At 63.2% G+C, this 14,924-nt stretch carries 10 protein-coding genes, 1 tRNA gene and 1 pseudogene; 10 read left to right on the top strand and 2 right to left on the bottom strand.

Features of this window, described 5'->3' with window-relative positions:
* Nucleotides 1-120 precede the first annotated feature (120 nt).
* Nucleotides 121-393, bottom strand: coding sequence for a Trm112 family protein (locus tag AB4Y82_RS03645; RefSeq protein ID WP_441602581.1), 273 nt, complete (start codon nucleotides 391-393; stop codon nucleotides 121-123).
* Nucleotides 394-456: 63 nt separating this feature from the next.
* Between AB4Y82_RS03645 and purE the strand changes: the two are divergent.
* Together purE and AB4Y82_RS03635 are read left to right on the top strand one after the other, a co-directional pair.
* Nucleotides 457-954, top strand: a pseudogene (gene purE / locus AB4Y82_RS03640) (5-(carboxyamino)imidazole ribonucleotide mutase); the annotation flags it as partial.
* Between the two features lie 59 nt (nucleotides 955-1,013).
* Nucleotides 1,014-2,120 (top strand): 5-(carboxyamino)imidazole ribonucleotide synthase, encoded by a 1,107-nt coding sequence (locus AB4Y82_RS03635; RefSeq protein ID WP_441611132.1) that lies wholly within the window; start codon nucleotides 1,014-1,016, stop codon nucleotides 2,118-2,120.
* 157 nt (nucleotides 2,121-2,277) lie between these two features.
* On the opposite strand, the gene sodB is transcribed toward AB4Y82_RS03635, so the two are convergent.
* Nucleotides 2,278-2,856, bottom strand: coding sequence for a superoxide dismutase [Fe] (sodB, locus tag AB4Y82_RS03630; RefSeq protein WP_121878264.1), 579 nt, complete (start codon nucleotides 2,854-2,856; stop codon nucleotides 2,278-2,280).
* 122 nt (nucleotides 2,857-2,978) lie between these two features.
* Between sodB and grxD the strand changes: the two genes are divergently transcribed.
* From grxD to AB4Y82_RS03590, 8 genes are all read left to right on the top strand, one after another.
* Nucleotides 2,979-3,302 (top strand): Grx4 family monothiol glutaredoxin, encoded by a 324-nt coding sequence (grxD, locus tag AB4Y82_RS03625; RefSeq protein ID WP_441602583.1) that lies wholly within the window; start codon nucleotides 2,979-2,981, stop codon nucleotides 3,300-3,302.
* A complete protein-coding gene (locus AB4Y82_RS03620; protein WP_441602584.1) occupies nucleotides 3,302-4,072 on the top strand; it encodes an SDR family NAD(P)-dependent oxidoreductase in 771 nt (256 codons plus the stop codon). The genes grxD and AB4Y82_RS03620 overlap by 1 nt, the downstream gene beginning before the upstream one ends.
* A gap of 36 nt (nucleotides 4,073-4,108) precedes the next feature.
* The gene (locus AB4Y82_RS03615; RefSeq protein ID WP_121881759.1) at nucleotides 4,109-4,708 is read left to right on the top strand and encodes a YhgN family NAAT transporter; all 600 of its coding nucleotides are present in this window, start codon (nucleotides 4,109-4,111) and stop codon (nucleotides 4,706-4,708) included.
* A gap of 100 nt (nucleotides 4,709-4,808) precedes the next feature.
* Nucleotides 4,809-6,518 carry a GNAT family N-acyltransferase gene (locus AB4Y82_RS03610; protein WP_441602585.1) on the top strand — a complete coding sequence of 570 codons (1,710 nt, stop codon included), beginning with the start codon at nucleotides 4,809-4,811 and terminating at the stop codon, nucleotides 6,516-6,518.
* A 448-nt stretch (nucleotides 6,519-6,966) separates the two neighbouring features.
* Nucleotides 6,967-9,417, top strand: coding sequence for a TonB-dependent receptor (locus AB4Y82_RS03605; RefSeq protein ID WP_441611109.1), 2,451 nt, complete (start codon nucleotides 6,967-6,969; stop codon nucleotides 9,415-9,417).
* 330 nt (nucleotides 9,418-9,747) lie between these two features.
* The gene (locus AB4Y82_RS03600) at nucleotides 9,748-13,065 is read left to right on the top strand and encodes a TonB-dependent receptor (protein ID WP_441602587.1); all 3,318 of its coding nucleotides are present in this window, start codon (nucleotides 9,748-9,750) and stop codon (nucleotides 13,063-13,065) included.
* 174 nt (nucleotides 13,066-13,239) lie between these two features.
* A complete protein-coding gene (gene ppnN / locus AB4Y82_RS03595; protein WP_441602588.1) occupies nucleotides 13,240-14,652 on the top strand; it encodes a nucleotide 5'-monophosphate nucleosidase PpnN in 1,413 nt (470 codons plus the stop codon).
* Nucleotides 14,653-14,717: 65 nt separating this feature from the next.
* Nucleotides 14,718-14,794: transfer RNA gene (locus AB4Y82_RS03590), tRNA-Asn, on the top strand.
* The last annotated feature ends 130 nt before the right edge of the window (nucleotides 14,795-14,924 follow it).

Below are 14,924 nucleotides of genomic sequence, written 5' to 3'. Positions count from 1 at the left end.
TACGACAATACGCCAGCCTACGATAAGGGATGTCATGGGCCGCTGTCATTCGCCGTATCGATATATGTCGACACGTTCACAAGAAGCGGGTTCTTGCGGACATCCGGCCCAAAGTGGCCCTCAGGCGGCCGCTGGAAAGTCAGTGAGCTGCAAGGTACCGATGCCTTCCTCGGGGAGCATGACGGGGATGCCGTCCTCGACCCGGTAGATGACCTTGCGGTCCGTGGTGATCAGCCCTTCGGTCACTGGGGCGCTCACGGCGGCGCCTGCCACGTTCTGGACCTGGCTGGCCCCGATGGCCTTGTTCAGGGCATCGAGCTCCTGGCGCTGGAGCGGGCGGACGGGAACCTTGCTGACCGGGCAGCAGAGGATGTCGAGTAGGCGTTTGTCCATGGGGAGTGGGTCGTGCCGAGACGCGGAAAGTCCGTACAATAACCCTTTTGGATGGCTTGGGTCATGACCTCGACTTCCCTCCCGCCGCGCGTGGGCGTTGTAATGGGCTCCCGTTCGGACTGGGAAACCATGGAGCATGCCTCCAGCGTGCTGGCCGAGCTTGGCGTGGCGCACGAGGTGCGCGTGGTATCGGCGCACCGTACGCCGGACCTGTTGTTCCAGTACGCCGAAGAAGCTGTCGGTCGCGGCATCCAGGTCATCGTGGCCGGCGCCGGCGGCGCCGCCCATCTGCCGGGCATGCTGGCAGCCAAGACGCGGCTTCCGGTGTTCGGCGTACCAGTGCAGTCCAAGGCGCTCAATGGCATGGATTCGTTGCTGTCGATCGCGCAGATGCCGGCAGGCATCCCGGTCGGCACGCTGGCCATCGGCCGCGCCGGTGCCGTGAACGCCGGCATCCTGGCAGCCTCGGTGCTGGCACTGCACGACCCCGCCATCGCCGCCGCGCTCGACAGCTACCGTTCCCGCCAGACGCAGACCGTGCTGGACAACCCGGATCCGCGCTCGTKACCGCTCGACGCCAACCGGTGCTCGGCATCCTCGGCGGCGGCCARCTTGCCCGCATGCTGGCGCTGGCCGCTGCGCCGCTGGGCGTGAAGACCCTCGTGGTCGACAGCGCCGTCGACGCCTGCGCCGGGCAGATTGCCCCACTGGTGGTGGCCGACTGGACCGACTACGACGCGCTGGAGCACTTCGCTCGCGAAGTCGACGTGGTCACTTTCGACTTTGAAAATGTGCCGGCCGAAACCGCGCACTGGCTCGCCAACCGCGTCGACGTGTTTCCCGCGCCGCGCGCGCTGGCCGTGGCGCAGGATCGCCTGGCCGAAAAAACCTTGTTCCTCGAATGCGGTCTGCAGACGCCCGAGTTCAAGGCGGTCGACACGCGCGAGGATCTCGAGCGCGCGCTGGCGACCGTCGGCGCGCCGGCCATCCTCAAGACGCGCCGCCTGGGTTATGACGGCAAGGGACAGTTCCGCATCAAGACCTTGGCCGATGCCGATGCCGCCTGGGCTGCGCTCGGTGCGCAGGCGCAGGCGCATGGCTTGATCCTCGAGGCCTTCGTGCCGTTCGACCGCGAGTTGTCGGTGATCGCCGTGCGTGGTCGCGACGGCGACTTCCGCACCTGGCCGCTGACGCAGAACTGGCATACCGATGGCGTGCTGTCGCTCAGCCTGGCGCCGGCGTCCGACATTGCCGCCTTGCAGGCACGTGCTACCGGCCTGGCCCGCACGCTGGCGGAGAAGCTCGATTACGTCGGTGTGTTTGCGCTCGAACTGTTCGTGAAAAACGGCGAGTTGCTCGGCAACGAAATGGCGCCGCGTGTGCACAACTCCGGTCACTGGACCATCGAGGGTGCACTCACCAGCCAGTTCGAAAATCACGTGCGCGCCGTGCTCGGCCTGCCGCTGGGCGATACCTCGGCGCGGGGCCTCTCGGCCATGTTCAACTGGATTGGCGAGCTGCCCGATGCCGCACCGGTGCTTCAAGCCATCGACGCGCACTGGCACGACTACGGCAAGCAGCCGCGTGTCGGTCGCAAGGTGGGGCATGCCACTGTGTGCGCGCCTGATGCCGCGCAGCTGATCGAGCGCCTGACTGGCATCGCCCATGCGCTGGGTCGTGATCCGCAGGCGCAGCCCGCGGTCGACAAATTGCTGGAGCGTAAATAACGACGATATTGTGGGAGCGCACCCTGTGCGCGACGACCGTGCGTCAAGGTATCGGCGAGGCGCCTGTCGCGCACAGGGTGCGCTCCCACAGTACAGATCGCGCAAAAAAAAACGGGGCCGCGAGGCCCCGTTTTTCGTGACTGCATCCAGCGAGAAATCAGGCCAGATTCTTGGCCGCAAATTCCCAGTTCGCCAGATTCCAGAACGCCTCGAGGTACTTCGGACGGGCGTTGCGGTAGTCGATGTAGTACGCGTGTTCCCACACGTCGCAGGTCAGCAGCGGCTTGTCGCTGCCGGTGATCGGGGTGGCTGCGTTGGACGTGTTGACGATGCCCAGCGAACCATCCGGACGCTGCACCAGCCAGGTCCAGCCCGAACCGAAGTTGCCCACGGCCGACTTGGTGAACTCTTCCTTGAACTTGTCGAACGAACCGAACGCCTTGTTGATGGCGTCGGCCAGCTTGCCGGTCGGCTCATTGCCGCCCTTGGGGCTCAACGAGTTCCAATAGAAGGTGTGGTTCCAGACCTGGGCAGAGTTGTTGAACACGCCGCCGGACGACTTCTTGATGATGTCCTCAAGCGCGGCGTTCTCGAACTCGGTGCCCTTGATCAGGTTGTTGAGGTTGGTCACGTAGGCCTGATGATGCTTGCCATAGTGATACTCGAGCGTTTCCGCGGAAATGTGCGGCTCAAGTGCGTTCTTTTCGTAGGGCAAGGGGGGGAGTTCGATCGCCATGTTGTGGCTCCTGGGCGTTGGCTGAGGAAAGGGGTCGGGCAGGATTGGCCGAGGACCGGCGACCCGCGCACGACTGATACACTATCGATCTCATTGCATTGTAACGATGAACGACTCGACTTATGGACGTTAACGAGCGAATCAAGGCTGTCTTGGCCGAACACGCCATCGTGCTCTTCATGAAGGGCACGCCGCAGTTCCCCATGTGCGGCTTCTCCAGCCGCGCCGTGGAGGCGTTGAAGGCGGCGGGCGCGCAGTTTCATGCCGTCAACGTGCTGGCCGACCCGGAAGTCCGCGCGGCGTTGCCGCATTACGCGAACTGGCCGACCTTCCCGCAGCTCTTCATCCAGGGCGAGCTGATCGGCGGATGCGACATCATCGAAGACCTCAACGCGGCGGGTGAACTCGCGCGCATGGCGGCGGATGTGGCGGGGGCCGGTTCCTGATGGCGCTTCCCCTGGTTCGTCTGCCGGAAGGCTGGGTTGCGGCGCCTGGTTCCTTGGCCGGTCGTGTCGTACTGGTCACCGGTGCCTATGGCGGCCTGGGCTCGGCGGTCGCGCGTGCGGCTTCGCGTGCCGGCGCCACGGTGGTGATCACGGGTCGCCGCAAGCGCCAGCTGGAACAACTTTACGATGCGATGATCGGCGAGGGCTTGCCCGAGCCGGTGATCCATCCGCTCGATATGGAAGTGGCCACGCCGCGTGACTATGAAGCGCTGGCCGATGGCCTCGAACGCGATTTCGGTCGCCTCGACGGCATCGTGCATGCCGCCGCCAGCTTCAAGGAGCTGACGCCGCTGGCCGTGCACAAGCCCGACGACTGGCTGCGAGCGATGCACGTCAATGTGTCGGCGCCGTTTGCCTTGACCCAGGCCTGCATGTCGCTGCTGTCGCGCGCACCCGATAGCGCGGTGGTGTTCGTGCTGGACAATCCCGAGCTCGTGCAGCGCGCGCACTGGGGCGCCTATGGCGTATCGAAGGCGGCGCTGGAGCGACTGGTGGAAATCCTGCATCAGGAAACCGAACAGTCGCCACTGCGTGCGCACGCCTTGTTGCCCGCACCGATGCGAACCACGCTGCGACGCGCGGCGTATTTCGGCGAAGACACGATGATCCATCCGCTGCCGGATGCGGCCGCGCAGGCAGCCATCTATCTGTTGGGCGAGCAGGGCAGGGGCGCGCGCGGCGCAGCTCTCGATTTGCGTGAATCGGCATGAGCATGACGCAGGAGCTCCGCTGAGATGGAAACGCAGATGACCACGCTGGCGGCGGGAATCCTGCTGTTCCTGATCATGGATCCGCTCGGCAACATCCCGATCTTCCTGAGCCTGCTCAAGGACGTGGCGCCCAAGCGGCGCCGCAAGGTGATGATCCGCGAGCTGCTGATCGCACTGGGCGTGCTGCTGGGTTTCCTGATCGGCGGCCAGCACATCCTCAAGCTGCTGCAGTTGCGCCAGGAATCGATCAGCATCGCCGGCGGCATCGTGCTGTTCCTGATCGGCATCCGCATGGTGTTCCCGCCCGCCGATGGCGGCGGCATCTTCGGCAAGCAGGGCGAGGGCGAGCCCTTCATCGTGCCCATGGCCATTCCCGGCGTGGCCGGGCCGTCCGCGATGGCAGCTCTGTTACTGCTTACCAATACCCAGCCCGGTCGTACGGCGGATTGGGCCATCGCCTTGCTGGGCGCGTGGTTGGCGACCTCGGTGATCCTGCTGTGCTCGACTTATCTGTTCCGCTGGCTGGGCGAAAGCGTGCTCACGGCGCTTGAGCGCGTGATGGGCATGCTGCTGATCGCGCTGTCAGTGCAGATGTTCATGGGCGGCGTGGCGGCTTATCTGCATCTGGTCGTTTGAAACGACACGAAAGTCGCACACGTGATCTTTCGGACCCATCCGCATAACCTTGCTGTCATAATCCGCTACCAGCATTTGGGGTAATTCCCAGGAGGCGGTCATGCTCAAAGTTGAACAGACCCTCACCGAACGTCTGCCATGGTTGGCGCAACACCCCCTGATCCGCCGGCCGGTGGCCGGCATGCTGGGCCGACTGGCCGATGAGGAAGGGTTCAACCGCACCCTGGTAGCCGCAGGCGAGGCCGAAGGTTTCGACTTTGTCGAGCGCACGCTGGACGTGCTTGGCGTCAGCTACTTCGTCAACCCGCGCGAGCGGGAGAACATTCCGGTCGAAGGCGGCGTGCTGATCGTCGCCAACCATCCCTTGGGCATGATCGATGCGCTGACCCTGCTGCAGATGGTTGGCTCGGTGCGCAGCGATGTGCGCATCCTCGCCAACGACTGGCTGATGTCGATCCCGCCGCTGCACAAGTTGTTGCTGCCGGTCGATGTGTTCGGCAAGGGCGCCGCCTCGCGCATGCGCGATATTTATCGTGCGCTCGACAACGGCGAGGCCTTGATCGTTTTCCCCGCGGGCGAAGTGTCGCGCGTGAGTCCGTCGGGCGTGAGCGACGGACGCTGGTCCGATGGATTTGCGCGCCTGTCGCAGCGCAGCCGTGCGCCGGTGCTGCCGATCCACGTCGCCGCGCGCAACTCCGCCATGTTCTATGGCTTGTCGATGCTGGCCAAGCCGCTCAGCACGGCGATGCTGCCGCGCGAAGCGATTTCACCCACCAGCCGCCGCATTGGTTTCAGCGTGGGCCAGTTGGTGTCGGCCGACGAACTCGAGCAGCACAGCGGCGATTCGACGAAGCGCGCGGCCAAGTTGATGCGTCGCCACGTATACCGCGTGGGTCGTCATCGCGGCCTGATCTTTGGCGGCCAGGCGCCGCTGGCGCATCCGGAGCCCACCGAGCGCGTGGTCGCCGAGCTGCAGGCGCAGGCGGAAAAGCTCGCCGACCTCAATGACGGCAAGCAGATCCTGTTGTTCAAGGGCGCGTCCGACAGCGCCGTGCTGCGCGAGATCGGTCGCCTGCGCGAACTCACGTTCCGCAAGGTGGGCGAGGGCACCGGCGCACGTCGCGACCTCGACGCCTACGATCCACATTACGAGCACCTGGTGTTGTGGGATCCGAAGGCGCTGCGCATCGTCGGCTCCTATCGCTTCGGCCACGGCGGTCGCCTGATTGGCGAGCGCGGCATGGCGGCGCTGTATACCTCCAGTCTCTTCAGCTATTCGCCCGCGCTCGAGTCGCGCCTGGCGCAGGGGCTGGAGTTGGGACGCAGCTTTATCGCGCCGGCCTATTGGCGCTCGCGTGCGCTGGATCAGTTGTGGCAGGGCATTGGTCTGTACCTGCAGCGCCATCCGGACCTGCGTTACCTGTTTGGTCCGGTGAGCATGTCGGTTGCGCTTCCGCGCGAGGCGCGCGAATGGATCGCCGCGGCGCATCAGCATTACTTTGGTGCGCCGGGTCTGGCTTCGGCGCGGCAGCCGTTCGTGGTGTCGCCGGGGGTGATCGAGCTGGTGCGTGATGCGCTGGCGGGCCTGGACCCGGCGGCAGGCCTTGGCAAACTCAAGCATCATCTCGATGCGCTCGGCGTCAGCCTGCCGGTGCTGTATCGCCAGTACGTGGATCTGGTCGATCCAGAAGGTGTGCAGTTCCTCGCTTTCGGCGAGGATCCGGGTTTCTCCGGCTGTGTGGATGGTCTGGTGATGCTCGATCTGGCGACGCTCAAGCCCGCCAAGCGGGCGCGCTATCTGGGCAAGTAAGAGGCGTCCGGTTCTGCCAACGCCTTCCCGGTCGGCCAGATATCGCCCTACGAGAATTTCAGTGGTGACTGATTGACCGTTGGATGGGGAGAAAGCGCGGGCCTTGGCGTTCGCGTGATCCTTCGGTAAATTTCTTGTAAAATACTTATGCAAAGCTTACGTCGTTGGTCGGGCGCAAGGGGCTAGTCGTCGCCTGGACCAACAGCTTCAACTAATTTCGTAATTTCGCCCGATTTTTACCGATCGGGCTTTTTTACGCCCGGAGGAAACGTTTAAATTTACGTTAAATGGCATGAAATTGCGTTTTTACGCAATGACTTGCGAAGCATCTTTCGATTAATCGCGAGATCTTTCTGCCGGGCGACGCTCCACTTTCCTACTCGGTTTGCTGGCGACCTTAAGGGGCGGCAGCTGACTCCAAAACTTTGTCAATTCTGGAATGACGATGATGAAACGAAACCACCTTTCCATGGCCATTGCTGTCGTATTTTGTATGGCAGCCGGTGTCGCCTCGGCCCAGGACACCTCGGGCCAGGCCACCAACCCGCAGACCAAGGAACCGGCTACCCGCAACGGCCCGTCGAGCACGTCCAACACCACCACCTCCAACGACACCAAGCGTGCCCAGCAGCTGGACACCGTGACGGTGCAGGCGCAGAGCCTGTCGCTGGGTGATGGCCTGATGTCGGTGCAGACGGCTCCGAAGGCGGTTTCGACCATCTCGCGCGATGCCATCGTCAAGGCGGCGCCGGGCGGCACCTTCGTGCAGATGATCGACTCGATCCCGGGCGTGAATGCCTCGACCGACGACGTCAGCGGCCTGGCCAACGGCAACTACCAGATTCGCGGCTTCACCAGCGACGAAATCGGCACCACCGTCAACGGCGCGCCGATCAACGACAGCGGCAACTACAAGGTCTACTCGACCGAGTACGGCGACACCGAGAACATGGGTGACATCACCGTGCTGCAGGGTTACCCGGACGTCGACACGCCGATCTCCGGCGCGGCCGGTGGCGCCATTTCCTGGGTCACCATCGATCCGTCGCACACGGCCGGCCTGGACTTTGCCCAGAGCCTGGGCAACCACGACTATCGCCGCACCTTCCTGCGCTTCAATACCGGTGACCTCGGTCCGGTGCGCGCGTGGCTGTCGTACTCGAACAACACCTCCGATTTCTGGCGCGGCCCGGGCGACTTGAACGTCACCAAGGTCGACGGCAAGGCGCTGTGGACGATCGACGACAACAACTACATCTCCGGTTCGGTGCAGTACAACCGCGAGCGCAACTACAGCTATGACAGCCTGACCAAGGCCCAGGTGCGTACGGGCGGTTATTTCCAGAGCTACGACGAGCCCTACAGCCCGACCGATACCTACTACTGGAAGCTCCACACCAACCCGTTCACCAGCTGGCTGGCCAGCCTCGATGGCGAGTTCAAGCTGGCTGACAGCCTGCGCCTGTCGGTGGTGCCGTACTTCTGGTACGGCAACGGCGGCGGCGGCGGCGGCTACAAGTTCACCGAATCGACCGTGCCGCAGAACGTGATCGGCGTGGCCGACCAGGACCTCAACGGCGACGGCAAGATCGCCGGCAGCGCGGTGGCTTACGACGTCAGCCAGACCTTCACCTACCGTCCCGGTGTCATCGCCAAGTTGAACCAGGACTTCGGTATGGACGACAGCCTGGAATACGGCTTCTGGTACGAGCGTGCCCGCCAGCAGCAGCAGGAAGTCTTCAACCCCGCCGTCGGCGGCGAGCCGTCCGATTTCTGGGGCGACTCCAACTACATCCGCTACTCCAACGGCGTGATCCAGCGCCTGTACCGTGAGTACACCAACTCCGAAATCAAGAAGTTCTTCGCCACCAACACCTGGACGCCGAACGACAAGTGGACCATCACGGTCGGCGCGGCGTACCTGTGGGAAGACCGTGCCGGTTACGACTACGAGAACTGGGGCAGCTACAGCACTCCCACTGCCAAGACCAACCAGTTCGGCGGCACGGCTGAAGCGACCTATCACAAGGTCAGCCCGACTGCTGGCGTGAAGTACCAGCTCGACGACCAGAACCAGTTCTACATCGGCGCCGGCCGCACCTACCGTGCACCGATCAATGGCTCGCTGCTGCAGAACGTTGCCGTGGCGGACAACCCGAAGAACCTCGCCAACGCTGCGGCCGGTACCTATCAGGCCAAGCCGGAAGAGGCCACCACGGTCGACCTGGGCTGGCGCTTCTATGCCGATCACTTCTCGGCCAACGTCGATGCGTACGAGTCGCACCTGGTCAACAAGCAGATCTCGGGCTACGACGTCAACTCCGGCCAGACGGTGTACCTGAACCTGCCGAAGATGCACATGCGCGGCATCACCGCCGAAGGCAGCTACAAGTTCGCCGAAGACTGGACCCTGTACGGCAACTACTCGTACCAGAAGGCGATCCTCGACGGTAACGTCAACACCTTCGGCGACGGCACCTACCCGACCGAAGGCAAGACCTTCCTCAACACGCCGAAGAACTCGGGCTATGTGCGCCTGGGCTACGACCACGGTCCGTTCTGGGCCACCCTGGACGCCAAGTACCGCGGTCCGATCTGGGGTGACTGGTCCAACACCGAACAGGTGGGCGGCTACACCGTGTTCAACTTGAACGCCGGCTGGAAGTTCTCGGACTTCGCCACCTGGCTGCGCAATCCGTACATCAAGCTCAACGTGTTCAACCTGACCAACAAGCGTGCGCTGACCAACGCCAACAACATCGGCGCGTTCCTGGCCAGCAATCCGGGCAACACGATCAAGGACGTCAACACGGGCGGTACGCTGTTCACCTCGGCGCCGTACTACTCGCTGCTGGAAGACCGCACCTACATGGTCACCTTCGGCATCTCGTTCTTCTAAGTCGAACGGCTTAAGCAGTACCCCGAAACCGGCGCCGCGAGGCGCCGGTTTTTTTTGTGCCCGAGGAAATGTTCAAGCATCAATAACTTACGCCAAGCGTAAGAAAAGCCCGCAAGAAGTGTGAGTATTTCGTCAAAAAGTTACGAAATTGTAATATAATGCGGTTACATTCGTCGTGATGAGTTGCGGTCGACGGCCCCTGCGGGGCGGTCCCGGACGAATCAAAATAATTTGGGGAATCAGTCACTTAAGACGGTGGCGAGGGGGCATGGGACTCCTTCGGTCTGGTCCCATGCCTTTTTTGCGACTTTCTTAAGGGGTTGAATCTCGATGAACCATTCGTTGCGTACGAAATTGCTGCCATTGGCGATTGCGGGCTTGCTCGCCACGGCTCCGGTGCTGGCCCAGGACACCTCGTCTTCCATCAGCGGCCGCATCGTTGACGGCAGCGGCCAGCCGATCGCCGGCGCCACCGTGCAGATCGTGCATGAGCCCTCGGGCACCACCAAGACCACCACCACAGACGCGGCCGGCCGTTACTCGGCTCAGGGCCTGCGCGTGGGCGGCCCGTTCGACGTGAAGGTGTCCAAGGACGGCACCCAGAGTGAGCAGGACAACGTGTACCTGCAGCTGGCCCAGGACACCGCGGTCAACCTGACCATGGGCGTTACCGCTGATACGGCGAACGCGCAGAACCTCAGCGGCGTGACCGTCTCGGCCAACACGCTGTCGCAGACCTTCACCCCGGACAACAAGGGCCTGTCGACCAACGTGTCGCGTCGTGAGCTCGATGCCACGCCGACCCCGGGTCGCTCGATCCAGAACGTGGTCCGTCTTGATCCCCGCGTGGTGATCACCGACCGCGCCCGTGGCGAAATCTCGGCCGTCGGCCAGAACAGCCGCTACAACAACATCACCGTCGACTCGGTCAGCGCGAACGATCCGTTCGGCCTGAACGCGAACGGCCTGCCGACGCTGGGCACGCCGATCTCGCAGGACACCATCGAGGAATACAACATCTCGACGGCCAACTACGACGTGGCCACCCGTCGCGGCATCGGCGCCAACGTCAACGCCGTGACCAAGAGCGGTACCAACGACTTCCACGGCTCGGTCTACTACGCGTTCCAGAACACCGACATGATCGGTGACAACGAGCTGGACAAGCCGTACGCCGGCTTCAATCGCCAGTGGACGGCCGGTGGCACCGTTGGCGGTCCGATCATCAAGGACAAGCTGTTCTTCTTTGCCTCGTATGAAAAGAGCGAGCAGGTCGGTTCGGGCAGCCCCTACGGTCCGCAGGATTCCGGCGCCGCGACGCCGATCAAGGGCCTGACCAACCAGCAGGTGCAGCAGGTGCGCGACATCGCCGCCAAGTACGGCCTGACCGACATCGGTTCGGTGGGCGGCGGCAACTCCAACCTGCAGGACAAGCGTTACCTCGCCAAGATCGACTGGAACATCGCCGACAACCATCGCGCGAGCTTCACCTATAGCGAGACCAAGGAAGAGAAGCCGATCATCACCGGCAGCACCACCAAGCTCGTGCTGTCCAGCGGCTGGTACAACACCAACGTCGACAACAAGAGCTACGCGCTGCACTTCTACGACGACTGGTCGGAAATCTTCTCGACCGACACCACCTTGTCGTACGCCAACTTCGACCAGAACCGCGGCCCGTACAACGGCGTGGCGATGCCGGACGTCACGGTTTATCCGGTGGCGTTTGGTGGTCCGGCGATCGAGTTCGGCACCGAGTACTCCAGCCAGGCAAACGTGCTGAAGGTGAAGACGCTCGACGCAGCCTGGGCCGGCACTTTGTATCTCGGCGACCACACCGTGAAGGGTGGCTTCGATTACGAAAAGGGCAAGTACTACAACTTGTTCCTGCAGAACTACTACGGCAGCTACATCTTCGAAGAAGTCCCGGGCCCCAAGGGCACCACGGGTCTGGATAACTTCGCCAAGGGCCTGTACTACCAGTATCGCTACAACCGTCCGGCCGGCACCCTGGGCCTGGGCGACGTCGCCGCGAACTACAACCTCACGCAGTGGGGCATCTTCCTGCAGGACACCTGGCAGGTGACCAACAACCTGTCGCTGCAGTACGGCGTGCGCGTCGACGTGCCGCTGATGGACGACAAGCCGTTGTACAACGCTGCCTACGCAGCTCCGGCGACGATCAACCCGAAGACGGGTGCGGCGGCTGGCGGCTTCGGCCAGACCAACCAGTACACCATCAACGGCCATCGCGTGGTGCAGCCGCGCATGTCGTTCAACTATGCGTTCAACACCGAGCGCATGACGCAGCTGCGTGGTGGCGCGGGCCTGTTCGTGACCAACCAGCCGGCCGTGTGGCTGGGCAACATCTTCTCCAACTCCGGCGTGACCCAGACGCAGTTCAACTGCGGTCCGACGCAGTCGCCGCCGTGCAACGTCAACTTGCCGCCGTTCAGCGCCGATCCGCATAACCAGAACAACGGCCCGGTCGGTGCTGGCCAGATGACGGTCAACACCATCTCCAAGGACTGGAACATCCCGACCGCGTGGAAGTTCAGCCTCGGCGTCGACCGCGAGCTGCCCTGGTACGGCCTGATCGCCACGGCTGACTGGGAGCACATCGACCAGCGCGATGCGATCTGGTTCCAGAACGTGAACCTGGGCGCCCCGACCGGCATGCTGCCGGACGGCCGCAGCACCTACTACGCCGCGCTGACCGATCCTGCTACGACCAAGCCGGGTCCGCGCAAGAATGCCAACCCGGCGTTCTCCGGTCAGATGATCAACCTCGCCAACACCGGCAAGGGCAGCGCCGACAGCATCGCGTTGTCGCTGAAGAAGCCGTTCTCGGAAGAGTGGTCGGGCATGATCGGCTTCACTTGGAGCCGTTCGACCGAAGTGAACCCGGGCACGTCCTCGGTCGCCAACTCGAACTACAGCAACAACTACGTCTACAACTCGAACGAAAACGTGGCCAGCACCTCGAACTACTCGGTGCCGCGTCGCGTGATCGCCTCGCTCAACTGGCAGCATCGCTTCTGGGGCGACTACGCCACCAGCGCGAGCATCTTCTATGACGGTCACTCCGCGTCCCCGTACAGCTGGACGTTCGGCAATGACGCCAACGGCGACGGCTACACCAACGACCTGGTCTACATCCCGCGTCCGGGTGAAGTCGAGTTCCGTCCGGGTACCAACCAGACGCTGATCGATCAGTTCTGGGCGAACATCCAGAAGAACGATTACCTGAAGGATCACCAGGGTGAAGTGGCCAAGCGCAATGGCGACCGCGCCGGCTGGCTCAACCAGATCGACCTGAGTTTCAGCCAGGAAATCCCGGGCATCTTCAAGGGCAACAAGGGCATCATCCGTTTCGACGTCTACAACTTCACGAACCTGCTGAACAAGCATTGGGGTATCGAGAAGCGCGTGGCGTTCCCGGGTGGCCGTGCCTTGGCCGATTACGCCGGTGTCGACCCGAAGACGGGCAAGTACATCTACAACATCGATTGCGGTGGCAAGGCCTCGTGCACCACCTACAACCAGGGTGGTGGCTACCAGCCGCTGCCGATCCCGACCTATATCAACAACAACGACGACCTCGCCCAGCGCTGGTCGGTGCTGCTGACGGTGAAATACGCCTTCTAAGCGCAGTTGTTTGCGATGTTTGAACCTGGCCGGCGCCCTCGGGCGCCGGCTTTTTTATTAATGGACGCAACGCCTACGGCTTGACCCTGCCATGCCCGGCGCGGGAAGCTACGCGGTCCGCCGCGTTTTGCACGGACGTACGAGCCGCGAGGGCGCGGCGAGGAGAATGGTTCAATGAACGAGATTCAAGCCGGAAAGTCCGGCCGACCCGCCACCGTGAGCGCGCGCATTTCGCCCGCCGGTGGCCTGGATATCCTGTCCCGCAACGAAGTGGCGCGCCTGCGCGACGCCAGCGGTTCGGGCCTGCACGCCTTGCTGCGCCGCTGCGCGCTGGCCGTGCTCACCTCGGGCAACATGAGCGACGATCCGCGCTCCATCCTCGAGCAGTTCCCCGATTTCGACATCCAGGTGCTGCAGCAGGATCGCGGCATCAAGATCGAGCTCACGCACGCGCCGGCGCAGGCGTTCGTGGATGGCCAGATCATTCGCGGCATCAACGAGCTGCTGGTCGCCGTGATGCGCGACATCGTCTATGTCTCTACGCAGATGGAGCAGGGCAACTTCGATCTGGACGACAGCGTGGGCCTGACCCATGTGGTGTTCGAAATCCTGCGCAACGCACGCATTCTCAAGCCGCAGATCGATCCGAACCTGGTGGTGTGCTGGGGCGGCCATTCGATTTCGCGCGATGAGTACGAGTACACCAAACAGGTGGGCTACCAGCTCGGACTGCGCGGCATGGACATCTGCACGGGTTGCGGCCCGGGTGCCATGAAGGGCCCGATGAAGGGCGCCACGATTGCGCACGCCAAGCAGCGTCGCCGCAGCAACCGCTATATCGGCATCACCGAGCCGGGCATCATCGCGGCCGAATCGCCGAACCCGATCGTCAATCACCTGGTGATCATGCCGGACATCGAGAAGCGTCTCGAAGCATTCGTGCGCATGGGGCACGGCATCATCGTGTTCCCGGGCGGCGTGGGCACGGCCGAAGAAATCCTCTACCTGCTCGGCATCCTGCTGCATCCGGACAACGCCGGCGTGCCGTTCCCGCTGATCCTCACCGGTCCCAAGCAGTCGGCCGCGTACTTCGAGCAGATCGACCACTTCCTGCGCCTGACCCTGGGCGAGAGCGTGACCCAGCACTACCAGATCATCGTGGACGACCCGGCCGCCGTGGCGCGTGCCATGGTCCGCGGCATCGACAAGGTGCGCAACCATCGCCTGGACACCAAGGACGCGTTCTTCTTCAACTGGTCGCTCAACATCCCGTACGCGTTCCAGCTGCCGTTCCGCCCCACCCATGAGGCCATGCGCTCGCTGGCCATCCATCGCGATCGCCCGCGCCATGAACTGGCCGCCGACCTGCGTCGCGCGTTCTCCGGCATCGTCGCCGGCAACGTGAAGGAAGAGGGTCTGCGCGCCATCGAAAAGTACGGCCCGTTCGACATCGATGGCGATGCCGACATCATGGCCTCGCTGGACGAGCTGCTGAAGGCCTTCGTGGCCCAGGACCGCATGAAACTCCCGGGCGGCACGGCCTATGTGCCCTGCTACCGGGTGCTCACCGGTGCCCGCGCCGCCTGAGGGTTTTTGAGAGCCGCATGGCTTGACAGACCAGGGCTGGATATTCAAACTATCCAGCTCACCCCGCCCGAATAGCTCAGCCGGTTAGAGCACTTGACTGTTAATCAGGGGGTCGTTGGTTCGAGTCCAACTTCGGGCGCCATATTCAAGAAAACCCTGCCGATTGGCGGGGTTTTTTTATGCCCGGCTCAGGGCTGTCTCAAGGCTTCCTGATTGCCGAGCGCTTGCGAGCGTCCACATCGGGTACACCTGCTGACGATGAAGATCGGCAG

This window comes from Dyella sp. 2YAF14 (genome assembly GCF_052114725.1).
GTDB lineage: Bacteria > Pseudomonadota > Gammaproteobacteria > Xanthomonadales > Rhodanobacteraceae > Dyella.
The sequence above is the reverse complement of the archived record's forward strand: the minus strand, read 5'-3'. Positions and strand labels throughout refer to the sequence as shown.